Source organism: Acinetobacter sp. YH12131, assembly GCF_013418635.1.
GTDB classification, from domain to species: Bacteria; Pseudomonadota; Gammaproteobacteria; order Pseudomonadales; family Moraxellaceae; genus Acinetobacter; species Acinetobacter towneri.
On record NZ_VPBQ01000023.1, the window covers coordinates 1 to 22,523 of the forward strand.

At 42.0% G+C, this 22,523-nt stretch carries 21 protein-coding genes and 4 tRNA genes; 10 read left to right on the plus strand and 15 right to left on the minus strand.

The features are described from left to right. Positions 1-536 precede the first annotated feature (536 nt). The 3 genes from FTU66_RS12445 to FTU66_RS12455 are packed head-to-tail and all read left to right on the plus strand — an operon-like array spanning position 537 to position 2,741. Positions 537-1,040, plus strand: coding sequence for a YfiR family protein (locus tag FTU66_RS12445; RefSeq protein WP_096902398.1), 504 nt, complete (start codon positions 537-539; stop codon positions 1,038-1,040). Further along, on the plus strand, positions 1,037-2,272 hold the full coding sequence (locus FTU66_RS12450) for a diguanylate cyclase domain-containing protein (protein ID WP_104853067.1): 1,236 nt from the start codon (positions 1,037-1,039) through the stop codon (positions 2,270-2,272). Before FTU66_RS12445 ends, FTU66_RS12450 begins: the two co-directional genes overlap by 4 nt. Further along, positions 2,265-2,741, plus strand: coding sequence for an OmpA family protein (locus FTU66_RS12455; RefSeq protein WP_004976277.1), 477 nt, complete (start codon positions 2,265-2,267; stop codon positions 2,739-2,741). The genes FTU66_RS12450 and FTU66_RS12455 overlap by 8 nt, the downstream gene beginning before the upstream one ends. Positions 2,742-2,931: 190 nt before the next feature. On the opposite strand, the gene FTU66_RS12460 is transcribed toward FTU66_RS12455, so the two are convergent. The 8 genes from FTU66_RS12460 to secA form a co-directional block, all read right to left on the minus strand. Next, positions 2,932-3,008: transfer RNA gene (locus FTU66_RS12460), tRNA-Pro, on the minus strand. 18 nt (positions 3,009-3,026) lie between these two features. Then, positions 3,027-3,102: transfer RNA gene (locus tag FTU66_RS12465), tRNA-His, on the minus strand. 38 nt (positions 3,103-3,140) lie between these two features. Then, a tRNA-Arg gene (locus tag FTU66_RS12470) sits at positions 3,141-3,217 on the minus strand. Between the two features lie 46 nt (positions 3,218-3,263). Further along, positions 3,264-3,340, minus strand: a tRNA-Pro gene (locus FTU66_RS12475). A 153-nt stretch (positions 3,341-3,493) separates the two neighbouring features. After that, positions 3,494-4,561, minus strand: coding sequence for a quinolinate synthase NadA (gene nadA / locus FTU66_RS12480; protein WP_179990540.1), 1,068 nt, complete (start codon positions 4,559-4,561; stop codon positions 3,494-3,496). Between the two features lie 149 nt (positions 4,562-4,710). After that, on the minus strand, positions 4,711-5,931 hold the full coding sequence (argJ, locus tag FTU66_RS12485; protein WP_179989119.1) for a bifunctional glutamate N-acetyltransferase/amino-acid acetyltransferase ArgJ: 1,221 nt from the start codon (positions 5,929-5,931) through the stop codon (positions 4,711-4,713). 195 nt (positions 5,932-6,126) lie between these two features. Next, complete coding sequence (locus tag FTU66_RS12490) at positions 6,127-6,483, minus strand: hypothetical protein (RefSeq protein WP_180112891.1); 357 nt, start codon at positions 6,481-6,483, stop codon at positions 6,127-6,129. 163 nt (positions 6,484-6,646) lie between these two features. Beyond that, a complete protein-coding gene (secA, locus tag FTU66_RS12495) occupies positions 6,647-9,361 on the minus strand; it encodes a preprotein translocase subunit SecA (protein ID WP_180112892.1) in 2,715 nt (904 codons plus the stop codon). A gap of 338 nt (positions 9,362-9,699) precedes the next feature. Between secA and FTU66_RS12500 the strand changes: the two genes are divergently transcribed. Both FTU66_RS12500 and FTU66_RS12505 read left to right on the plus strand, forming a co-directional pair. Beyond that, positions 9,700-10,341: a peroxiredoxin gene (locus tag FTU66_RS12500; protein WP_180052227.1), complete on the plus strand. Its 642-nt coding sequence runs from the start codon at positions 9,700-9,702 to the stop codon at positions 10,339-10,341. 132 nt (positions 10,342-10,473) lie between these two features. Beyond that, a complete protein-coding gene (locus FTU66_RS12505) occupies positions 10,474-11,298 on the plus strand; it encodes an MBL fold metallo-hydrolase (RefSeq protein WP_180080429.1) in 825 nt (274 codons plus the stop codon). A gap of 62 nt (positions 11,299-11,360) precedes the next feature. On the opposite strand, the gene FTU66_RS12510 is transcribed toward FTU66_RS12505, so the two are convergent. The 5 genes from FTU66_RS12510 to FTU66_RS12530 all read right to left on the minus strand — a co-directional run bounded on the left by FTU66_RS12510 (position 11,361) and on the right by FTU66_RS12530 (position 16,856). Beyond that, a complete protein-coding gene (locus tag FTU66_RS12510; RefSeq protein WP_180112893.1) occupies positions 11,361-12,401 on the minus strand; it encodes an SPOR domain-containing protein in 1,041 nt (346 codons plus the stop codon). Next, on the minus strand, positions 12,398-13,681 hold the full coding sequence (gene folC / locus FTU66_RS12515; protein WP_180112894.1) for a bifunctional tetrahydrofolate synthase/dihydrofolate synthase: 1,284 nt from the start codon (positions 13,679-13,681) through the stop codon (positions 12,398-12,400). The genes FTU66_RS12510 and folC overlap by 4 nt, the downstream gene beginning before the upstream one ends. After that, a complete protein-coding gene (gene accD / locus FTU66_RS12520; RefSeq protein WP_168418579.1) occupies positions 13,678-14,574 on the minus strand; it encodes an acetyl-CoA carboxylase, carboxyltransferase subunit beta in 897 nt (298 codons plus the stop codon). The genes folC and accD overlap by 4 nt, the downstream gene beginning before the upstream one ends. Then, positions 14,571-15,374, minus strand: a complete 804-nt coding sequence (trpA, locus tag FTU66_RS12525) for a tryptophan synthase subunit alpha (protein ID WP_168418578.1) — start codon at positions 15,372-15,374, stop codon at positions 14,571-14,573. Before trpA ends, accD begins: the two co-directional genes overlap by 4 nt. A 435-nt stretch (positions 15,375-15,809) precedes the next feature. Beyond that, a complete protein-coding gene (locus FTU66_RS12530) occupies positions 15,810-16,856 on the minus strand; it encodes an AraC family transcriptional regulator (RefSeq protein ID WP_180112903.1) in 1,047 nt (348 codons plus the stop codon). A 131-nt stretch (positions 16,857-16,987) separates the two neighbouring features. Between FTU66_RS12530 and FTU66_RS12535 the strand changes: the two genes are divergently transcribed. Beyond that, positions 16,988-17,863 carry a metal-dependent hydrolase gene (locus FTU66_RS12535; RefSeq protein ID WP_180112895.1) on the plus strand — a complete coding sequence of 292 codons (876 nt, stop codon included), beginning with the start codon at positions 16,988-16,990 and terminating at the stop codon, positions 17,861-17,863. A gap of 204 nt (positions 17,864-18,067) precedes the next feature. Here FTU66_RS12535 and orn read toward each other — a convergent pair whose 3' ends face one another. Then, the gene (gene orn, locus FTU66_RS12540; protein ID WP_004976254.1) at positions 18,068-18,625 is read right to left on the minus strand and encodes an oligoribonuclease; all 558 of its coding nucleotides are present in this window, start codon (positions 18,623-18,625) and stop codon (positions 18,068-18,070) included. A 123-nt stretch (positions 18,626-18,748) separates the two neighbouring features. Here orn and rsgA point away from each other — a divergent pair, with 123 nt between their 5' ends. The 4 genes from rsgA (at position 18,749) to secB (ending at position 21,090) form a co-directional block, all read left to right on the plus strand. Then, positions 18,749-19,807 (plus strand): small ribosomal subunit biogenesis GTPase RsgA, encoded by a 1,059-nt coding sequence (rsgA, locus tag FTU66_RS12545; RefSeq protein ID WP_096902409.1) that lies wholly within the window; start codon positions 18,749-18,751, stop codon positions 19,805-19,807. 94 nt (positions 19,808-19,901) lie between these two features. Beyond that, complete coding sequence (locus FTU66_RS12550) at positions 19,902-20,309, plus strand: rhodanese-like domain-containing protein (RefSeq protein ID WP_004976250.1); 408 nt, start codon at positions 19,902-19,904, stop codon at positions 20,307-20,309. 33 nt (positions 20,310-20,342) lie between these two features. Beyond that, positions 20,343-20,597, plus strand: a complete 255-nt coding sequence (grxC, locus tag FTU66_RS12555) for a glutaredoxin 3 (RefSeq protein WP_004976247.1) — start codon at positions 20,343-20,345, stop codon at positions 20,595-20,597. A gap of 34 nt (positions 20,598-20,631) precedes the next feature. Further along, entirely contained in the window at positions 20,632-21,090 is a 459-nt protein-coding gene (gene secB / locus FTU66_RS12560) for a protein-export chaperone SecB (protein ID WP_180112896.1), read from the plus strand. A gap of 74 nt (positions 21,091-21,164) precedes the next feature. On the opposite strand, the gene coaBC is transcribed toward secB, so the two are convergent. Beyond that, on the minus strand, positions 21,165-22,439 hold the full coding sequence (gene coaBC, locus FTU66_RS12565; protein WP_180112897.1) for a bifunctional phosphopantothenoylcysteine decarboxylase/phosphopantothenate--cysteine ligase CoaBC: 1,275 nt from the start codon (positions 22,437-22,439) through the stop codon (positions 21,165-21,167). Positions 22,440-22,523 lie beyond the last annotated feature (84 nt).

The following is a 22,523-nucleotide window of genomic DNA, read 5'->3' on the forward strand; positions in this document are numbered from 1 at the left end:
TTCAGTTAAAATCATTTTGAAGTTTTAATCTAAACTTCCAAATCTGGCTCATCAATTTTCTGACTTAAATTTCGCTCAAATAAACTTCGAGTAATTTAAACCAATCAATCAATGAAATATTTTCGATCAATCAATCAGTAAAAATCCACACAAGTTGTTCTTCATAATCTCTTAATGATCTTCTCGATGCTTCGTCAGCATCAAGCTAGGTCGGCTATATTACGCTTTATTTCTAAAGTGTCAACTGGTAATTTAAATTATTTTAAACTTTCTTCCTAAAACCCAACTTAATCAAGTTTAATCAAGTCATTGTTTTATCAGAATTTTTAATCTTCATCACCGCCGATGGATGTGCATTATAGGGCAAATATTTCGCCTTGCAACCCCTCTTTTTAAGTTTTATAAGTTTTTTAGTCCGAACGGTTATTTATTCGGCAAAATCATTTAGATCTGTATTATTCTTGCTCAAAATTAGCAGTATGCTTATTTTCCAATATTAGCTACACTACTTTTATGTTCATTCGTGTTGTATTGAAATGACTCAAAATTTAAAAATAATAACCTTGCTGTCATTTGTAGCAATGCAAACACCTATTTTGTATGCTGCACCTGCATCAAATCTTTATAACACTACATTCTCCATTTTAGCGTATGCAAAATGGCAAGCTAGCACGCCCAAACTTTGTGTCGTAAATCAAGATAATATTGCACAACAATTCAAAAAACATGCCCCATTACATAATAAATATGACATTCAACCCATTCAAAGCCATGAAATATCTAAAAGTAATTGTCAAATATTAATTTTTTCTACGCTTTCTGCTGCACAAGAACAACATACCTTAAATACTCAAGTTCGATTTCCAGCCCTATCTATTAGTTTAAACAATCTGGAATGTGAAACTGGCAGCGCTTTTTGTCTTTATAAAAAAAATGATAACTATGCTTTTAAAGTCAACATGGAAAGCTTGACTCAATCTCAAGTGCATATTGATCCGCGTGTATTACTGCTTGCAAAAACATCGGAGTCAAACTCATGAAGCAGTTATACACTCCAATTACCTTGCATCAATTATTCACACGCGCACAACTCACTATCTTTGCTCTGACTTTTACAATTTGTTCAATGATTTTTCTGGTCATTTCAACCTACACCATGAACACCTTCGCAAAAAATAGTTTGCAAAGTTTATCTGCAGCATTAAATGAACGTATTCAACCGGCTGTTGTATTCAATGACCAAATAACACTGAACGAAATTCTGTCTGAACATACGCAGCGTTATTCTATTCGTTCAATTGAAGTACGCTCACCTAAACAGACACGTATTGCCTTTATTGAACAGCAAGGTCTAGAGCATTTTTCAATTCAGGCTTTATTGGACTATCTGTTTTTTAATCATCCTGTTCGGCTGAGTATTGACCATGATCAGCAAAACTATGGTGAGTTGGTGGTGTATGGAAACTCTAGTGACTTGGTCAGTTTTTTTTATAAAATCGTTTTAGGATTAATTTTCGGTTTTATTTTGCTTTTAATTGCTGTGTTTTGGTCAATTAATTCAATTTATCAATATCTCATGCAATCTTTAAGTTCTATTGTCAGCTCGGCACAGGAGATCAGTGCACAAAAAAATTATAAGCTGCGCGTTTCAAGTTCAGATATTCAAGAACTTCATGAACTGAGTTATGCCTTTAATGGCTTACTCAATGAGATTGAACAATCCCATAAGAATTTATTGGTTGAAAATCATAAACTGCAATTTCAGTCGCAATACGACAATTTAACGCAGTTGCCAAATCGTAATTATTTTTATGAAACACTGTTTAAGCTATTTACCCAGCCTTCTGCTACGGCTGCAGTATTTTTTTTAGACATTAATAACTTTAACCAAATCAATAACCAATTTGGGCATTTGACGGGCGATAATATTTTACGTGATTCATCACATTGTCTAATTCAGATTTTGCCCTCACATGCGTTTGTTGCGCGTTTAGGTGGCGATGAGTTTGCAGTAATCTTAACTGGCTCACACTCCACTGCAGAATTAGAGGATTATTGTCAAAAGATTCATGCTTGCTATACCTCTACATTTAAGTATGAACAGCAACAAGTTTCCTTAAATGTCAGTATTGGCGTAGCATTGATTGAATATGCAAAAACTCCTGAAAATTTAATTGCCGATGTCGATCGCGCAATGCTCAAAGCCAAACGTGATCAATCAAAATGGTATATTTCACCTCAATCAAACAATAAACAGGTTCCTTATGCTTAAAAAAGTTCTGATCGGCACACTTATTCTTGTTATGGTTTCACTCAGTGCTTGCATGAGTTTGGGGAATGTCAGCTATAAGCAGGCGCGCATGCTAAAACAAGAAGGCTTTATTTTAAGTGATGATGGCTGGACCTTAGCCCTGCCTGAACGCTTGTTATTTGGTTTTGATGAATACGCCATTCAAAATAGCCAAAAAGAACGCCTCAACCAATTGGCACAACAGCTGCATAAATATGACTTGGATAAACTCAAGTTTATTGGTCACACAGACAACGTAGGTTTAGCCAGCTACAATCAAACCCTATCGGAAAAACGCGCCCAAAATGTGGCTCAGATCTTTTTAGATCAGGGTTTTGAAAGAAAAAATATTCAGGTGATTGGACGTGGTGCAACACAACCAATGGTAAGCAATGACACACCAGCAAATCGTGCCACCAACCGACGCGTCAATGTAACGATTGTGCCTTAATAAAAAAGACACTAAAACTTTTCTTATATTGAGCCTCATTCTTGAGGCTTTTTTATGCTGACCAATAACTAATACGAAATCAATTTTAAACCAACAAGGCTTTCATAAATTTCAGGCATAAAAAAACCGCTTAACGCGGTATCTTTATTGACTTAACCATTTCTACTTAGTATCTGTTCTATTTAGAAAATGGTCGGAGCAGTAGGATTCGAACCTACGACCCCCTGGTCCCAAACCAGGTGCACTACCAGGCTGTGCTATGCTCCGTTTATCTCTCAAAGAGATTGGGGTGAATGACGGGATTCGAACCCGCGACAACTGGAATCACAATCCAGGGCTCTACCAACTGAGCTACATCCACCATTATGTTTGGTTCTTTTATACCAAGCTACCAAAAAATGGCGCGCCTGACAGGATTCGAACCTGTGACCATCCGCTTAGAAGGCGGATGCTCTATCCAACTGAGCTACAGGCGCATGACCGATGATACATAATATCATGCGATACGTTGCCTTGAAGAATTGGTCGGAGCAGTAGGATTCGAACCTACGACCCCCTGGTCCCAAACCAGGTGCACTACCAGGCTGTGCTATGCTCCGATTCATCTCAGCTTTTTGTGTATCGCACATCGTGCGGTACGGTGTGCATTCTAGGCGCGACGCCCGAAGACGTCAACACCTATATTTAAAAAAAATTAAAAAAAAGCTTCAACCGTATATTTATCAAACATTTTTGATATTTTTCAATCAATTTTAGCGTTTTAAGCTCGCACTGAAATTCAACATACGATCTAGTGGTAATTTAGCACGTTCTGCCATGGCAGGTTCAACGAATACTTCTTGATCACCCGTTTGCAATACATGCAAAATTCCATCCAATTCATTCATCGCCATCCACGGGCAGTGTGCGCATGAACGACAGGTTGCACCCTCACCTGCAGTTGGCGCTTCAATTAGAATTTTATTAGGTACAGCTTGCTGCATCTTATAGAAAATACCGCGGTCAGTTGCCACAATTAAACGCTCGTGTGGCAAAGTTTTGGCTGCTTGAATAAGCTGCGATGTACTGCCCACTGCATCAGCTACATCAATAACTGATTCTGGTGATTCTGGATGCACCAAGACTGCTGCATCTGGATACATGGCTTTCATATTGGCAATACCGCGTGAACGGAATTCTTCATGCACAATACACGAGCCATCCCAAAGCAGCATGTCTGCGCCAGTTTTCTTTTGAATATAGCGTCCTAAATGCTGATCTGGCGCCCAAATGATTTTTTCACCTAAGCTATCGAGGTGTTCAATAATTTCTACCGCACAGCTTGAGGTAACGACCCAATCTGCACGTGCTTTTACCGCAGCCGATGTATTGGCATAAACCACGACTGTATGATCAGGATGCGCATCACAGAAGCGGCTAAACTCATCGACAGGACAACCCAAGTCCAGTGAGCAAGTTGCTTCTAAAGTTGGCATAAGAATGGTTTTTTCTGGCGATAAAATTTTGGCAGTTTCGCCCATAAATTTTACACCAGCTACGACCAACGTGGTTGCCGCATGATCACGACCAAAACGTGCCATTTCCAGTGAATCTGAAACACAGCCACCTGTTAATTCAGCCAGTTCCTGTACTTCAGGATCGCAGTAATAATGGGCAACCAAGACAGCATTGTGCTTTTCGAGTTCTGCTTTAATTTGCGCAAATTTTTCCTGCTTGGCTTGCTCACTCAAATGATGTTCTTTGGTTTCACCCAAGCGATCTAAATGCGCCTGCACAATTGATTTGGCTTCATTGGCAATTAAATTGGTCGCATCATTCATAACAACGTCTTCTCTATCTTCATGCTTGCCCTAACACAAGCGTACTCAAGTCACTGATGATATGGGGGCTATTTGCTCATTCACCAGCCCTTTGCCGATTAAATGCTAAAAAAGCCTCACAACGGAGGCTTTCTCACTCAATTTAAATTTTACGAACGGTAATCCGCGTTGATCTTGACATAATCGTAAGATAAGTCACAAGTATAGACTGTATCTGAGGCCTGTCCGCGTCCTAAATCTACACGAATGGTCATTTCAGTTTGCACCATGACGCCTGCACCTGCTTCTTCGGTATAGTCTGCGGCAGCGCCACCATCTTTACAGATTTGCACATCATCTAACCAAACCTGAATTTTTTCAACATCTAAATTAGGAACGCCTGCGTAACCAATCGCAGCAAGGATACGCCCCCAGTTTGGATCTGAGGCAAAAATAGCGGTTTTTACCAATGGCGAATGCGCAATGCTATAGGCAATATCACAGCATTCCTGAGTATTGGCACCACCTTCTACACGTACCGTAATGAATTTTGTTGCACCTTCACCATCACGGATAATCAATTGTGCCAAACGCAGCATTACACGATTTAAAACATCCAATAGCACAGCATAACGTTGATCATTATTGCTACTAATTGTCGTACCGCCTGCCTGACCTGTTGCTACTAGAATGCATGAGTCATTGGTCGAGGTATCGCCATCTACGGTAATACGGTTAAAAGATTGCTCTACACTTTGCTTGAGCAATTGTTGCAATACATCACGTTGAATCGGGGCATCGGTCGCAACATAGCTGAGCATAGTCGCCATATTCGGACGAATCATGCCTGCGCCTTTAGAAATACCAGTCATGCTGTATGTAATACCATCGAGCTCAAATTGCTCAGATGCACCTTTCGGTATGGTATCTGTGGTCATAATGCCTGTTGCAGCATCATGCCAAGCATCCTCACGTAACGATGCCAGCGCAGGCGCTAAACCAGCAACCAAGCGCTCAATCGGCAATTGCTCACCAATCACACCTGTAGAAAATGGCAAAACTTCTTGGGTAGATACACCTGCCAATTCAGCCAATTTGGCACAGGTGATTTCTGCATTTTGCATACCCAATTTGCCTGTACCCGCATTGGCATTACCTGTATTAATGACCAAATAACGCGGATTGCCTTGAGCTAAATGTGCTTTGGACACATGCACAGGCGCAGCGCAAAATGCGTTTTGAGTAAATACGCCCACTACATTTGAGCCTGCTGCAAATTCAAAAATAACCAGGTCACGTCGGTTCTGATAACGCACATAAGCCTCTGCTGAACCAATTTTTACACCTTTGACCACATGCATGTGTGGCATAGAGACGTCACCAACTGCCATTTTGAAATTTCCAGTACAAATTTGAGAATGTCACAGCTTAGTGGAAATTGAAGAAAAAATCGAGCATCCACCCTGCTTGATTCAACTTTTGTTAATACACAAGGTCATATATAAAAAACCAGCCCGTATGGACTGGTTTTAATCTTCAATATAATGCATCAGCAACTAAAATTATACTGATTGAGCCTATTTGGATTATGGCGTAGTCGCAACCACGGTTTCACCCAATAAAGCCTGTTTTGCACGTTCTTGACTTGCTGCAGATAAAGCAGGATTTGCAGCCACAATACGATTTACATTGGCAACATTCGCAGGTGCAATCGCTGCAGTCTGCAACACGATTGGACGCTGATCTGGATTGGCAAAGGTATAACGAATACCTGTGCGTGGGCTTGCCACAGTCACGTGACCATTATCCACTTGTACCTGTGCAGTGGTCGCACCCACAGCAGCTTGAACTTTTGCAGGAGTTGTCGTTGTTGCCGCATTTGCAAATGCGAAAGTAGGCAAGCTCAAGGCAACAATCATTAAAGGTTGTAATACTTTTTTCATTTTTTGTTCCACACATGGATATTGCATGTGCAACTAAATAGCATTTAATTCCAAAATCTGCAAATGCTATACACATCTTGCAAAACTATTACCACAAAGATTTTGCGCCCCAAAATACAAAAAAGCAGAGCCAAAGTTCTGCTTAAGTTGTAACAAGTCAGGTTTAGATTTTACCGTGACACTGTTTATATTTCAGTCCTGAACCACATGGGCATGGCGAGTTACGGCTTGCAGGTGGAACAACCGTTTGCTCAGCAGCACTGTACTGTGGTTCTGATTCAAAGGTTTCGCCCGTTAAACCATCTACATCAGCATGTGAAAGATTAAGCTGCATCGCTTCTGCTTGCGCTTGCTGTTGAGCTTCCATCGCTGCCAGTTCTTCAGATGTTGGGACATGCACACGCGAAAGATCGGTAACGACATCAGCTTTAATCACACCCAACATATTCACAAATAAGTTAAAGGCTTCTTTTTTGTACTCTTGCTCAGGGTTCTTTTGTGCATAACCACGTAAATGAATCCCTTGACGCAAATAGTCCATAGCCGCCAAATGATCTTTCCAGTGACGATCAAGTGAACTGAGCATAAAGTGGCGTTCTAGCATCGCAGCAGATTCATCACCCATTTGCTGACGACGTGCACGGTAACGTGTCACAATTTCATCGGCAATACGTTCAACCAAAGCTTCTTCATCTAGGCGACGATCATCTTCGAGCCATTGGTTAATTGGTAATTCGATGCCCAAATCATCACGCAAGGCACGCTCTAAACCATCAATATCCCATTGATCATGAATCGATTCTGGTGGAATATAATTGGCGATCATACCTGTGACCACTTCACGGTGCATTTCTTCAATATAGTCTTGCAGCGTGCTTTCTGCCAGAATATCATCACGCTGTGAATAAATGATCTTACGTTGTTCGTTGTTTACGTCATCGTATTTCAACAAGTTTTTACGGATGTCGAAGTTACGTGCCTCAACTTTACGCTGTGCATTTTCGATAGAGCGTGACACCATTTTGTGTTCAATCGCTTCATCTTCCTGCAAGCCCATAGCACGCATCATTGCTACAACACGATCACCTGCGAAAATACGCATTAAGTCATCTTCGAGTGACAGATAGAAACGTGACACGCCTGGGTCACCCTGACGACCTGCACGACCACGCAACTGGTTGTCAATACGACGCGATTCGTGACGTTCTGAACCAATAATGTGTAAGCCACCTGAACTTAACACCATGTCATGGTTTTGTTCCCACTCTGCCTTTAAACGCGCTTCATCTTCAGGAGTTGGGTTTTCAATTTTGGCTAGCAAAGCTTTCCAGTTACCACCTAGCAAAATATCTGTACCACGACCCGCCATGTTCGTGGCAATAGTCACCGCACGTGGTGAGCCTGCTTGCGCAATGATGTCAGCTTCGCGTTCGTGTTGCTTCGCATTCAATACTTCGTGCTGAATACCTGCTTCACGCAGTTTATCCGATAAAATTTCTGAAGCTTCAATGGTCGCTGTACCAATCAGAATTGGTGCGACACCCGCTTCATGCACGCGTTGAATTTCTTGAATAATCGCGTTGTATTTACCAGTACGGTTTAAATAAATTAAATCGTTTTGGTCATTACGAATCATTGGTCGGTGCGTTGGAATGATGACGACATCTAGACCATAAATTTCTTTCATTTCTGCAGCTTCAGTGTCTGCAGTACCCGTCATTCCCGAAAGCTTTTTGTATAAACGGAAATAGTTCTGGAAGGTTGTGGTCGCTAAAGTCTGGTTTTCAGGCTGAATTTCTAGACCTTCTTTCGCTTCTACCGCTTGGTGCAAACCTTCTGACCAGCGACGGCCAGGCATGGTACGACCTGTGTTTTCATCGACAATAATCACTTCACCATCATGGATGATGTAATGCACGTTGCGTTGATACAAGAAGTGCGCACGAATAGCTGCAGATACGTGATGCACCAAATTCAGGTTAGATGCAGAATACAGACTTTCGCCTTCTGCCAATAAACCCATTTGAATTAATTCATTTTCTACCGTTTCATAACCAATTTCGGTCATTTCTACAGTACGTTGTTTTTCATCAATCCAGAAATGTCCACCATCGGCTACTTTTTCTTCTTTTTGTGCATGCAATTTTGGCGGAATGGTGTTGATTGCTGCATATAACTGCGATGAGTCATCACTTTGACCAGAAATGATTAATGGGGTACGTGCTTCATCAATTAAGATCGAGTCCACTTCATCAATAATGGCATAAGTCAGACCACGCTGTTTTTTCTCACTCAGCGAGAACACCATGTTGTCACGCAAGTAGTCGAAACCAAATTCGTTATTGGTACCGTAGGTAATGTCTGCGCGATAAGCCTGTGCTTTTTCAGTCGGGTCTTGCATGGAATAGATAATGCCAATGCTTAAACCTAAAAACTCAAATAAAGGGCGGTTGAGTTCGGCATCACGCTGTGCCAAGTAGTCGTTCACAGTAATGACGTGCACGCCCTGACCGCTTAAAGCATTTAAATAACAGGCCAAAGTTCCCATTAGGGTTTTACCTTCACCTGTACGCATTTCTGCAATTTTACCTTCATGCAAGGTAATACCACCAATCAACTGCACGTCATAGTGACGCATGCTCATGACACGTTTGGCGGCTTCACGACATACTGCAAATGCTTCTGGTAATAATTTATCTAAACTTTCGCCTTTGTTATAACGTTGTTTGAATTCTTCGGTTTTTGCAGATAAGTCTGCATCGCTTAAGGCAGATATCGTCGGCTCGAGCGCATTAATCTTGTCTACGATTTTACGCATGCGTTTGAGTTCGCGCTCATTTTTAGTACCGAAGATTCCTCCGATCAGACTTGCCAACATGAATAAACTCTCTAAATCTTGCTTGTCAAATAAATAGGTTTTTCTTAGTGGTTATTATGGTACTAGAAATTTGAAGTACAAGGGTTTTGCACAAAAACCTATTAAAAATTCCAATCTCTACTTGCCATTTCTCGCTGCTAAGTGGCAGTTAATGTAACAAATTTCGAGCGGACGATATATAGCAATAGCACATGAATCTATTTTGAAAATGCAATAAAAACCACATCACTTATTCTATTTACTCATAAGAAAATACAAAAACACTATTTAATTCTGCAAAAGGAATGGCGCATAGTAGTACGCACACATCACACAACAAAACAAGACAGAGGTACACAATGACTATTCGCTTAGGTGACACTGCACCCAACTTCACGCAAGATTCAAATGAAGGCCCAATTGATTTTTATGAATTTTTAGGTGACAGCTGGGGCATTCTATTTTCGCATCCTGCCGATTACACACCTGTCTGCACCACCGAGCTAGGCTATACCGCAAAACTGAAAGATGAGTTCAGCAAACGTAATGTTAAAGCGATTGCCCTTTCTGTAGATGATGCAGAATCTCACAAAGGCTGGATTCAAGATATTAACGAAACTCAAAATACGACAGTTAATTTCCCAATTCTTGCCGACCAAGACCGTAAAGTGTCTACTTTGTATGATTTTATTCACCCAAATGCCAGTGAAACACTGACTGTACGCTCGCTGATCATTATTGATCCGAATAAAAAAGTACGTTTGATCATCACTTATCCTGCATCTACAGGGCGTAATTTCCATGAAATTTTACGTGTGATTGACTCATTACAACTGACTGACAATTACAAAGTTGCAACCCCTGCTAACTGGCAAGATGGTGAAGATGTGGTCATTGTGCCTGCCATTCAGGACGAAGCAGAGCTTAAAGAACGCTTCCCAAGTGGATATAAAGCCATCAAGCCTTATTTACGTTTGACCAAACAACCGAACCGCACTTAATTAAGTGTTACATGAGCAAGCCTATCTTCGGATAGGCTTTTTTATGCTCCAATTCCGTTAATCCGATTGTGATTGGCGACACACAACAGATCAGGTATAAGCAAAATAACATTCATAAAAAAACGTCATTTTGTGATCTACAACATTCATCATTTACATTGCGGCACGTTTTGCCCAATCTGTGCGCCTTTATTTGGACAACAAGGTTGGCAGGCAAAATTGGTCTGCCATTGTCTATTATTAGAAACAGATCAAGGCTTGGTCTTGGTCGATACAGGCTTAGGCGTTGAGGATTATTTACATCCCAAACAGCGTTTAGGCACATTACTGACCCATACCGCTCGGATTCAACACGACTTAAGCCAGACCGCACTCAAGCAAATCCAGCAACTTGGTTATCAGGCCAGTGATGTGCAACATATTTTGGTATCGCATTTGGACTTTGATCATGCGGGTGGGATTGCTGATTTTCCAAACGCGACTGTGCATATCCTCGCGAGTGAATACAAGGCAGCCTGCAATTTAAAGTCTTTAAAAAATCGCATGCGTTATAAACCTAAGCAATTTCAGCAACATACTCATTGGGATTTTTTAGAACCAACACGAGGTGAAGCTTGGTTTAATTTTAATCGTGTGCAAGGTTTAACAATTTTTAAGGATGAAATTTTACTGATTCCTTTGCCTGGACACTCCGCTGGTCATTGTGGCATTGCCATTCGGCAGGCACAGGGCTGGTTATTTTTCTGTGGCGATGCTTATTATGCGCAAGCACAGCTAGACCCTAAACAATGCTTCCCAGCACTACATACAGTTGAGTATTTGTTTGCAGAAAATAATTTAATGCGTTTAAAGACTTTAGCGAATATTCAGCATTTGGCTCAAACTGCACCACAAGTTGAGATTATTTGCGCACATGATCCAATTGCCTTAGCGCAATATCAAATACCAAAAGCCTAAATAAAAAAGGATTTAACCTGAAAGATTAAATCCTTTTTTAATAAACATCTTGATCGAATGATCTAGTCACGTTTATCTAACGGCACCCAATCAATCACCCATGCAGATTTCATATTCAAACTTGGGTCTGCGGTAATTTTCTTACGGGTTGCATCGGCAGCATCACGGTCTTTAGATGGCCCAACCATAATCCGAACCCCTTTAGACGTTGGACTTTGGGTGACTTTATAACCTTTGGCTTTCAGTTTTGCCGCCAAAGCATCGGCATTGGCTTGGTTAGCAGCCAAAGCCACTTGTACCATCCACTGCTTGTCGCCTTCTTCCAGTAACTTACGCGCTTTTTCTGCTTCAGCTTTTTTCTTAGCCGCTTCTTCAGCTTTACGCTTTTCATCTGCTTTACGTTTTTCTTCAGCAGCCTTACGTTCTGCTTCTTTTTTCGCTTCTGCCGCTTTGCGCTCTTCTTCCGCTTTACGTTTTGCATCGGCTTGGCGTTTTTCTTCAGCCTTGCGCTTCTCTTCCGCAATTCGTTTTTCTTCAGCTAGTCGTTTTTCATCTGCAGCTTTTTTCTCTGCGGCACTACGCTCTTGTGCTGCTTTTTGCTCTGCAGCTTTCTTGGCATCTGCTGCCTTTTGCTGCTCTAACTTCTTTTGCTGAGCGGCTTTTTCATCAGCCAAACGTTTTTGCTTAGCCTGTTCATCTTCCACCAGCTCAGGTGGAATATTGTCTGAGCTTTGCTGCTGACCTGAACGCAGGGCATTTAAAGCTGCGTATTCTTCTGCTGCTTTACGTGCTGCTTCAGCTTCAGCCTGTTGCTGCATTGCCAAAAATTCGGCTGCACGCGCTTCTTGCTCTGCTACCGCTTTTTCACGTGCACGGCGCTGCTCTTCTAGCAGGCGCTGCTCGGTTTCGACATCTACAGTTAGAGGCTGCAATTGCACCATTTCTGCTTGATTGGCATTTTTATTCTGAACTTGTTCAGCTTGGCTTGGGGTTTTGACATTATTTTGATGTATTTCTTCTTGCCCTTTTAAAAGCAATGCTGCCAATAAAACACCACCACCTAATAAAACAACGCCACCCATCCAGCGTTGTTTGTTATTCATTGACATTCTTCCAAATACTCCCATACCGCTTCTAAGGTATGAAATGATCCACATACCAAGATCAGCTGATTATTTTTTGTTTCATCCAGCGCTGATTTAAAAGCCAATTGCACACTGTCGAAGTGTTGTACTGTTTCGCCTTGCAAAGCTTGATCTAAAACCGTGATCTCTGCCGCACGTGGCACATTTAATGCGGCAATTTTCCACATTAACACCGTATCTTTCAATAACTCAACGACAGAATTTATATCTTTATCTGCCAACATTGAAAAAACACCAACCACTTCTGTGTACTGTTTATTGTAATTTAAGAAATTGCGCAATTGCTTTAACAAAAATTCAACGCCATGCGGGTTATGCCCTGCATCAAAAATCACGGTTTTACCCTGAATTTGACGAACTTCAAAACGTCCCGCCAATTTAGCGGCTTGAATCCCTTCTGCAATTGCCGTTTGAGAAACCGCTAAGCCACTATTTAATACAGCTGCCACTGCGGTAGAAATATTATCTAATGCCAAACTGCCTGTTGGAAGTTTTAAGGTACAACCTGAAGATGCAAACATCCAAGATTCGCCATCGTCAGAAGCACGATAAAAATAATCACGATTTAAGACCAATAACGGCGCCTTGCACGCTGTTGCTTTGTCTTGAATGGCTTGTGGTAAATCTTGCTGACCTGCAAAAATCACTGGAATGTTCGGACGAATAATCCCTGCTTTTTCATAAGCAATTTTTTCGATGCTATCGCCCAACCAGTCAACATGATCCAACCCAATATTGGTAATCACGGCCACATCTGGGTTCACCACATTCACTACATCTAAACGTCCACCCAAACCGACTTCAAGCACCCAGACATCACAGTCACGTGCTTTAAAAATCACAAAGGCAGCCAACGTGGTCGCTTCAAAGAAAGATAAACTCAGAGCGCAGGCGCGTCGTGCTTGATCGACCTGCACAAAGGCATCAATCAAGCTTTGATCATCAACTTCGTTTCCTGCTAATTTGACCCGCTCATTAAAGCGGTAAATATGCGGCGATTGGTACAACCCTACCTTATAGCCTTGGGTATTTAAAATTGCTGCCAAAGTGGTGGTGGTTGAACCTTTACCATTGGTTCCTGCAACCGTAATGACTTTGGCATTTGGCTGAGTCACACCCAGTTTTTCGGCAACGGGAATCACCCGTTCCAAACCTAAATCAATACCCGTAACGTGAACATGGCTCCAATAATTGAGCCATGTATTTAAATCATCGGTTGCAAGAGGTGCTATGTTCAAGGCAAATTCATCAGTTTCGACACAATGCGATAAACTGTATCACGTAATGCATGACGATGGACAATTTGATCGACCACGCCATGATCAAGCAAGTATTCTGCACGCTGGAACGGTTCTTCCAGTTTTTCACGTACTGTTTGCTCAATCACACGTTTACCTGCGAAACCAATCATCGCTTTAGGTTCAGCAATGTGTACATCGCCCAACATTGCTAATGATGCTGTTACACCGCCATATACAGGATGTGTCAACACCACGATGTATGGCAAGCCTGCTTCTTTCATACGCTGAATCGCTGCAGAGGTACGTGCCATTTGCATTAAAGACAGCATGCCTTCTTGCATACGTGCACCGCCAGATGCAGCAAAGCAAATTAGAGGTTGTTTCTGTTTAATAGCACGTTCAGCCGCTTGAACAAAACGGTCACCAACAACCGTACCCATAGAGCCGCCCATAAAGTCGAACTCAAATGCGCAAGCAATTACCGGCATTTCTTTAAGTAAACCTTGCATTACCACCAAGGCTTCCGTTTCCCCAGTTTTCTTTTGCGCTTCAGACATACGCTCAGGATAAGCCTTGCTGTCTACAAAGTTCAGCGGGTCTTTGGCAGAAAATTCTTGACCTAATTCTTGTTGAACTTGATCTAGGAACCAAGTTAAACGCTCACGCGCTTTCATACGTAAATGTTCGTCACATTGTGGACATACATACGCATTAAAAGACATTGCGGTACGGGTGACCAACGCATGACATTCAGGACATTCAATCGTTGGTTCAGTGAAAATAGCTTTTAAGGCTTGTTGTTCATCTGGTGTTTCAATACCAGGCACACCACGTTCAGTCCACGGCGTCGATGGGCTTAGAATTTTCCCTGTTTTCACTTCTTGATTCATACTAACTCATCGAGCGCAGCTCGAAGCTCCTTCACTTTGTTAACCGTTGCAATGACGGCTTGTTCTGGGGCAAGGCTCGCAAATTGTTTTACAAAAGCACTTCCGACAATGACTGCATCGGCAGCTGCACCCATTGCTTTGGCAGAGGCAGCATCGCTGATACCAAAACCTACGCCAACCGGCACATTTGTAACAGATTTAATTTGTTGTAAGCGTGTTGCTGCTTCTGCAACATCAAGTGTTGCTGCGCCTGTCACGCCCTTCAAGGAAACATAGTAAATAAAGCCACTGGCTTGATTTGCCACAAACTGAATACGCTCTGGTGTCGATGTTGGTGCCAACAAGAAAATTTGATCCATCTCATATTTCTTTAAGATGTTGTCAAAATCTTGAGCTTCCTCTGGTGGTAAATCCACCAAAAGCACACCATCTACACCACAATCGTTAGCATATTCAACAAACTTTTCATAACCAATCACTTCTACAGGGTTTAAGTATCCCATCAACACAACAGGGGTTTCCTGATCTTTTTGACGAAATTCTTTGACCATGTCTAAAGCCTTTAGCGTACTGGTACCACCTGCCAAAGCACGCTCTGCTGCAAGGGCAATCACTGGACCATCGGCCATTGGGTCTGAAAACGGCAAACCTAATTCAACGACATCTACCCCTGCCTCGACCATTTGATGTAACAACGGAACTGTGACTTCTGGATGAGGGTCACCTGCCATAACATAAGAAACCAAGGCCTTACGCTGTTGAGATTCAAGCTGTGCAAATCGTGTGGCTAAACGTGACATAGGGTTGTATTTTCCTTGAATGATTAAAACTGAGACATTTGCTATTGTAGAAATACAAATCGACCCATTGTAACGCTATTTTTTACACAATGAATAGCGCACTGGCATGGGTTGCTGTATTTCTGTTTGCAAAACGATTTATTCAGAACAACCGCGAGGCTACATTTACTAATATTTGCGCTTTTTTCTCAATGATCAAAGATGCCTAATTTGGCCTGCTTATCGGTTTGTGCTTTTTGCCCAATTTTGTATTTAAACTTTTAAAAAATGATATAAACAAAATACTTAGCATCTAAATCATTCATTTCATAACCTTGCAAAAGCTGATTCAAAGTGATTGCTCAGCGCTATTTTTCCAATGCTATTGTTCCGTGTTGCTATGACACATTGGGCTGAAAAGACAGTTCTTCATCAGGCTAGAACTTAAATGCCTATCTATTTCTTTTCATACTCACCCTGCTGTAACGCCTGTTTGGCTTTAAGCAAGGTTTGCCCAGTGTAGGCCTTATAAGCCCGCGCCAAAGCAGATTGATCTGAATACCCCAATTGTTGTGCAATTTCAGACAGCCCCAAATTTTGTATAAGCAACTGCTCACAGCGCTGCATGCGCTCTTTTTCAATAATCTGCTTAAAGCCTGTGCCCTCTTGTTTGAGCTGTCGCTGCAACGTGCGTACCGAACAACACAACACCTGCGCCACAAACTCAATACTGGGAATGTTTTCTTCCTGCCGTAAATATTGCGCCACCATTTCTTGAACTTGCTGCAATACGCTATCGACATTGGGTTTTAATGCAATCGCATCTTCAGCTTGCTTGGTCAGCAAATGAATTAAAGAAGGGTCTGCCTGTTGTGGTTGAATCGTTAAACTATCCAAATTTAAAACAATTTGATATTCCGTTTGTTTAAACAAGATTTTACAGCGATAAAAATTTTCATACTGTCGCACAGGCATGCGTGCGGCGTGGGCAAAGTGGATTTCCCGAATGGGTGAATGTTGAAAGTCAAAAATTTGAGTGGCCAGTTGCACCATACAAGCAAAGGTCATTTCATGGATCAAACTATATTTTTCATCGACCAAGGGCCAAGACAAATACAAAGCATCCTGTTGTTGATATAAACGCATGGGCACAGCAGCCGAACCATCCACCACCAAACGGCTAAAGCGCATCATGTACTGAATGGCTTCTGCGACACTGTTACTACGCGAGGCCATATAACCGAGTACACCAAAATGTTCAGGCTGAATATAAGCTGCCAACTCAAATATTAGCTGGGGACAATCCAAAAATTGGATGCTGTGCTGAATCACCTCTGTAAACAATAGATAAGAGGACTGCGTATCTAAGGGCAATGACAGGACATGCTGTAACTGTTGCAATTGTGCCGCAGAAAACCCTAGCTGTTCTGGCATTAGACCACGCTCAGAAAGGTAGCGCAGCCATAACTGATAATAGCCATTTGGAATTTGAATTTCGTGAATGTGTGTGCTCATGTTGACATGAATCATTTTCTTTTGTCGTTTAATGTATAAAAACTGGCAAGTACTGTCAAAACAAATCCGCTAAAGCCCGACATACTGCAAACATGATCGACTCTGCTTAGTAAAATAAAATGAATGCACTTGTCCAATATCATGCTGCGCCTATTGTCCGCAGCAATCTTGATTTTCAGTTAAGCGAAATTCCACGTTACTGGTTTGCGGGTGACCCTTTTCTGACACGTATGTTTGATGCGCTTAGCCTGACCTTTCCTGACGGAGAGCGTTACTTTATTCAATCAGTACGTTTGTTTCGCGATCAAATTCAAGACCCAGACCTTAAACAACGCGTTGCAGATTTTATTCGGCAGGAAGCACAACACGGCATTGCACATGACAAAATGAATCAGGTCATGAAAGATCAAGGTATGCCAGTAGATCAATTTATTCAGCGTCTGAATAAAATTTTTAAGTTCGAACTGAAATATCGCTCGCCTCAATACAACATTGCCATGACGGCGGCAGCTGAACATTTAACAGCACTTATGGCAGAAACATTTTATGGCGAAAAAGACACCCTGAAAGATGCACATCCGTATGTCCGTGCTTTATTTGCGTGGCATGCGATTGAAGAAATGGAGCATCGTGATGTCGCGTTTGATGTGATGCAACAGGTGGGCAATGTGCCTGAAGTGACCCGAAAAATGGCATTGGTACTCACCACAGGCTTGATGTTTGGGTTTACCCTTTACCGTGCCAACGTCATGCTCAGATACGATGGTTTTAGCCTCATACAACGCTTAAAGATGAATGCACGCGGACTGCAATGGCTATTGGGTAAAAATGGAAAATTATGCAAAATGAAGCCACAATTTCAAGACTGGTTTAAGCCTGATTTTCACCCTAGCCAACACCCGATTATTGCGCAATACGATGTTTGGCTGAACACCTTAGCTGAAACCAATGATCCAATTCAGGCGGGTGAAGCTTTTTGGCAGGCAGGAAAATAAAGCTTTTGGTTTTGCTTGGCTTTTAACCAATGAACACCTAAGCATTGCTTAGCTTTATACAAACTTGCCTCTAATATCTTTATATAAAGTAAGGCATAAGGCAATGCTGCGTCATATCTTATTATTTCTTATTTATGAGTGACCAACACAGTTTAAGCGTAAGAGATCGCTGTTACAGCTCCATCTCCTACGCAGAAAAAGGTTTTAGTCCTGATTCATAATAAAAAAGTATTGGCGATAATATTTCAGCTCGGCAATCGAATCACGAATATCATCCATCGCCAAATGCGACGCATTCTTTTTCAAACCGCTCATAATTTCTGGACGCCAGCGCTTTGCCAACTCTTTCACTGATGAAACATCCAAATTACGATAATGGAAGTACTGTTCCAATTCAGGCATTAAACGGTGTAAAAAACGGCGGTCTTGGCAAATTGAGTTGCCACACATTGGCGATGTTTTAGGATTAACCCATTTTTTCAGAAACTCAATAGTTTGCTGTTCTGCATCCTGCGCAGTGAGTTTGCTGCGACGCACACGCTCAATTAAGCCCGATTGTCCATGCTGACGTGTATTCCACTCATCCATGGCATTTAAAATACGATCAGGTTGATGCACAGCCAGCACAGGACCTTCTGCCAAAATATTTAAATGATCATCAGTCACAATGGTAGCCACTTCAATAATTTGGTCGTTATCGGTATCTAAACCTGTCATTTCCAAATCAATCCAAATGAGGCGAGTATCAGGCGTGCTGCTCATAAATGTGCAATCTTATTCGGCTTAAAAACAACATAGTAGCAAATTTCTTGCTTCTTGGCTGTAACTGTGCCCCCGCTTCATGCTATTTTTGCCATCCTGAGTTCATGGTTTTTTAGGATATGAATGGCTTTAATTCGTAAGCGTCGATTGACTGAACAACAGCAACGTCGAATTGAAAAACAACACAAGTCACGTCAGGCAGACATTGACACTTCACATGATTTAGAAGGCTTGGTGGTACAACACTATGGTCGTCAATTAGAAGTGCAGGCTTTATCTGTTCCTGAAATTCATCCTGAAAAACCTGTGGTGCACGCAGGTGAGCCTGAACCGTTTTGGAAACCTATCGAAATAGGCAGCATTTGGCGTTGTCATACTCGCACCAATTTAGAATTATTGGTGACGGGAGATCGGGTCAAATGGCAAGCCGATCCGAATACAGGTTTAGGGATTATTACCGCGATTCATCCACGCCAATCTTTATTGACCCGACCTGATCGTTATCACAAAGTTAAACCTGTTGCCGCCAATATCAGTTTGATTGTGATTGTTTTTGCGCCTTTGCCTGAACCTGCACCGGGCTTGATTGACCGCTATTTGGTTGCTTGTGCCGATGCCGATATTCCCGCCTTATTGGTCTTAAACAAATCTGATTTGCTCAAAGAAAACGACCCGATTTTAGACTTGCTTAAGGAATATCAAGACTTGGGGTATGAAGTCATGCAAACCCAGTCCGATGCGAATTTAGAGCATTTAGCGGCACGTTTAGCAGGTGAAACGGTAGCTTTTGTCGGGCAATCGGGCGTGGGTAAAAGCTCGCTGATTAATGCCATCGTGCCCGAAGCGGCGCAAAAGACCAATATCATTTCGGAAAACTCGGCACTTGGACAGCACACCACAACCTCTACTCGTTTAATTGGCTTTGGAGATGGTGCTGCCTTAATTGACTCACCGGGGATTCGTGAATTTGGTTTGTGGCACTTGAGCCAAGATAAAATTCAAAATGGTTTTCCTGAAATTGAAAACCTGTTGGGTCATTGCCAATTCCGCAACTGTACCCATAAACATGAAAAGCAATGTGCGCTGCGACTGGCTGCTGCAGAAGGCGAAATTTTATCGCGTCGTTTAGACAGTTATTTAAGACTGTGTGATGAAATTGCCGAAGCGCAACAAAAAAATTAATTTTATTGTGGCGCTGCCCTTGAAGCGGTGTTTTTGATCGCCATATTTATACGCTATACTCTTGAACAATTTTGACATTGTAATTAGGTGACTTGTGGAACGTTGGTTCGAATTTATGGGGAATCATCCCTTCTTATTTGGGACGCTGGCTGTATTGGTAGTGTTGTTCTTTGTGTTAGAAGGTCAACGCAATGGTCGCAAAATTTCCCCACAATCTTTGGGTATTTTAGTTAAAGCTAAAAATGCCATGTTGATTGATTTACGTGATGCCAAAGATTTTCGTGAAGGTCATATCAGTGGTAGCCGCAATATTCCCTATAGCCAAATTACCAAGCATGTTGAAGAGTTAAAAACCTCAGATCGTCCATTGGTCTTTATCTGTAACTTGGGTCAGGTTGCAGGCAGTGCTTTACAACAAGTCGCACATACCGATGCCTATCGTTTAGATGGTGGTATTAGCAACTGGAAAGCACAAGGTTTACCTTTAGTAAAAAGCAAATAGTTTTACCCAATATTTTTCGCAAGGAGAACAATCATGGCTGAAGTCACTATTTATTCAACGACTGTATGTCCATACTGCATTCGCGCAAAACAACTCCTTGAGCGTAAAGGCGTTGCCTATAAAGAAATTAATTTGTCGAATGAAGCACCTGAAGTACGGGTTGAATTAATGCAACGCACCAATCATCGTACCGTTCCTCAAATTTTCATCAATGACCAGTTTATTGGCGGCTTTGACCAATTATATGCGTTAGATCGCGAAGGCAAGCTTGATCAACTATTGGCATAAACATAACACGATAACCAACTCTTAAGGATTTAACATGAGTGAAGAACAACAAGCTCAACCACAATTGGCTATAGAGCGTATTTATACTAAAGACATTTCTTTTGAAGTTCCTGGAGCACAAGTATTTACCAAAGAATGGCAGCCTGAATTGAACATCAACCTGTCATCTTCAGCAGAAAAAATTGATCCGACCCACTTTGAAGTCGCATTAAAAGTTGTGGTTCAAGCCAACAATGCGGGCGATACTGCATTTATTGTTGATGTGACCCAAGCCGGTATTTTCTTAATTGATGGCGTTGAAGAAGAGCGTTTACCCTACATTCTTGGCGCATACTGTCCGAACATTTTGTTCCCATTCTTGCGTGAATCTGTAAATGATATGGTCACCAAAGGTAGCTTTCCACAATTATACTTAACGCCAATCAACTTCGATGCCGAGTTTGAAGCCAATATGCAACGTGCTCAAGCCGCTGCAGCTGAAGGTCAAGCTTAATTAGCGATTGGATGTAAAAAACCGCTGAAATTTCAGCGGTTTTTTTGCCATCCATTTTAGGATAGAAGATATGATTAAAAATCATCATCCTGTGATGGATCACGATATAAGGCATCATGAATCGCTTCGACCAGTTGCTGAGCAATTTCCTGTTTAGAGGCTTTTTCTAAATCACGTTTTTCCATACGGTAGCTTTCGGCAAAAAATACCGTCATGGCATTTTCATCAGAAGCAAAACCAATATCGGCACGGGAAACATCATTGCAAGCGATCATATCCAATTTTTTCGCCACCAATTTGCCCGCTGCATATTCTTCAACATTACGAGTTTCTGCAGCAAAGCCAACCATGAACGGACGTTTTTCCTGCTGAGCAATAGTCGCAACAATATCTGGGTTTTTGACCAAGGCCACATTCAGCTCATCGCCTGATTTTTTAATTTTGTGTTCCGCAATTTCTGCCACGCGGTAATCTGCCACTGCTGCTGTAGCGATGAAAATATCACAGCCTTGTTCAAGCATCTGCAAACTGGTATCTAGCATTTGAATTGCAGAAGACACATTAATTCGCTGTACCCCATTTGGCGTATCTAAACTAACTGGGCCTGCAATAAGCGTGACTTTTGCCCCTGCTGCATAACAGGCTGCAGCCAAAGAAAAACCCATTTTGCCTGTACTATGGTTAGAAATATAACGCACAGGGTCTAAAGCTTCGCGGGTTGGGCCTGCTGTAATGGTGACATTTTTGCCTGCCAACATGCCAAATTTTTCCACCAAAGCACGCTGTGCCTGATGAAAATACTGCGTCACCTGATGCGCCAAATCTTCAGGTTCTGGCATACGCCCTAAACCAACATCTCCACAGGCTTGTTCGCCCGCATCGGGCATAATTACATGCACGCCATCTTCCACCAAAGTGGTTAAGTTACGCTGTGTGGCTTTGGCTGCCCACATTTGCTGATTCATGGCAGGTGCAACCCAAACTGGTGCAGTGGTGGCTAAATATAAAGTACTGAGCAAATCATCGGCCAGACCTGCAGCAAATTTGGCTAAGGTGTCGCAACTGGCGGGCGCAACCAAAATTAAATCGGCCCACCGTGCCAATTCAATATGCCCCATGCCTGCTTCGGCTTCGGTATCTAATAATTCGGTATGTACTGGATTGCCTGACAGTGCTTGAAAGGTCAGCGGTGTAATAAAAGCTTGTGCCCCCTTGGTCATGACCACGCGAACACTAAACCCCGCATCCTTTAAACGACGCACTAAAATCGCACTTTTATAGGCCGCAATGCCGCCTGTCACAGCTAAAATAATGTTTTTATGAGGGAGGACGCTTAAATCGAAGCTCACAAATAAGCCACCTTTTTGTTGCAGTGGCGCTCACAATAGCATTAAATAATGTCATTCCCAAGAGATCTGTTGGGATTTAAGTTT

What these genes read in the sequence shown, in the direction of transcription:
- FTU66_RS12445 (WP_096902398.1), top strand. Translation starts at nt 537, where the DNA reads ATGACTCAAAATTTAAAAATAATAACCTTGCTGTCATTTGTAGCAATG.
- FTU66_RS12455 (WP_004976277.1), top strand. Translation starts at nt 2,265, where the DNA reads ATGCTTAAAAAAGTTCTGATCGGCACACTTATTCTTGTTATGGTTTCA.
- FTU66_RS12490 (WP_180112891.1), bottom strand. Translation starts at nt 6,483, where the DNA reads ATGAAAAAAGTATTACAACCTTTAATGATTGTTGCCTTGAGCTTGCCT.
- accD (WP_168418579.1), bottom strand. Translation starts at nt 14,574, where the DNA reads ATGAATCAAGAAGTGAAAACAGGGAAAATTCTAAGCCCATCGACGCCG.
- nadA (WP_179990540.1), bottom strand. Translation starts at nt 4,561, where the DNA reads ATGAATGATGCGACCAATTTAATTGCCAATGAAGCCAAATCAATTGTG.
- argJ (WP_179989119.1), bottom strand. Translation starts at nt 5,931, where the DNA reads ATGGCAGTTGGTGACGTCTCTATGCCACACATGCATGTGGTCAAAGGT.
- FTU66_RS12500 (WP_180052227.1), top strand. Translation starts at nt 9,700, where the DNA reads ATGACTATTCGCTTAGGTGACACTGCACCCAACTTCACGCAAGATTCA.
- trpA (WP_168418578.1), bottom strand. Translation starts at nt 15,374, where the DNA reads ATGTCACGTTTAGCCACACGATTTGCACAGCTTGAATCTCAACAGCGT.
- grxC (WP_004976247.1), top strand. Translation starts at nt 20,343, where the DNA reads ATGGCTGAAGTCACTATTTATTCAACGACTGTATGTCCATACTGCATT.
- rsgA (WP_096902409.1), top strand. Translation starts at nt 18,749, where the DNA reads ATGGCTTTAATTCGTAAGCGTCGATTGACTGAACAACAGCAACGTCGA.
- FTU66_RS12450 (WP_104853067.1), top strand. Translation starts at nt 1,037, where the DNA reads ATGAAGCAGTTATACACTCCAATTACCTTGCATCAATTATTCACACGC.
- orn (WP_004976254.1), bottom strand. Translation starts at nt 18,625, where the DNA reads ATGAGCAGCACGCCTGATACTCGCCTCATTTGGATTGATTTGGAAATG.
- FTU66_RS12510 (WP_180112893.1), bottom strand. Translation starts at nt 12,401, where the DNA reads ATGAATAACAAACAACGCTGGATGGGTGGCGTTGTTTTATTAGGTGGT.
- secB (WP_180112896.1), top strand. Translation starts at nt 20,632, where the DNA reads ATGAGTGAAGAACAACAAGCTCAACCACAATTGGCTATAGAGCGTATT.
- FTU66_RS12535 (WP_180112895.1), top strand. Translation starts at nt 16,988, where the DNA reads ATGAATGCACTTGTCCAATATCATGCTGCGCCTATTGTCCGCAGCAAT.
- secA (WP_180112892.1), bottom strand. Translation starts at nt 9,361, where the DNA reads ATGTTGGCAAGTCTGATCGGAGGAATCTTCGGTACTAAAAATGAGCGC.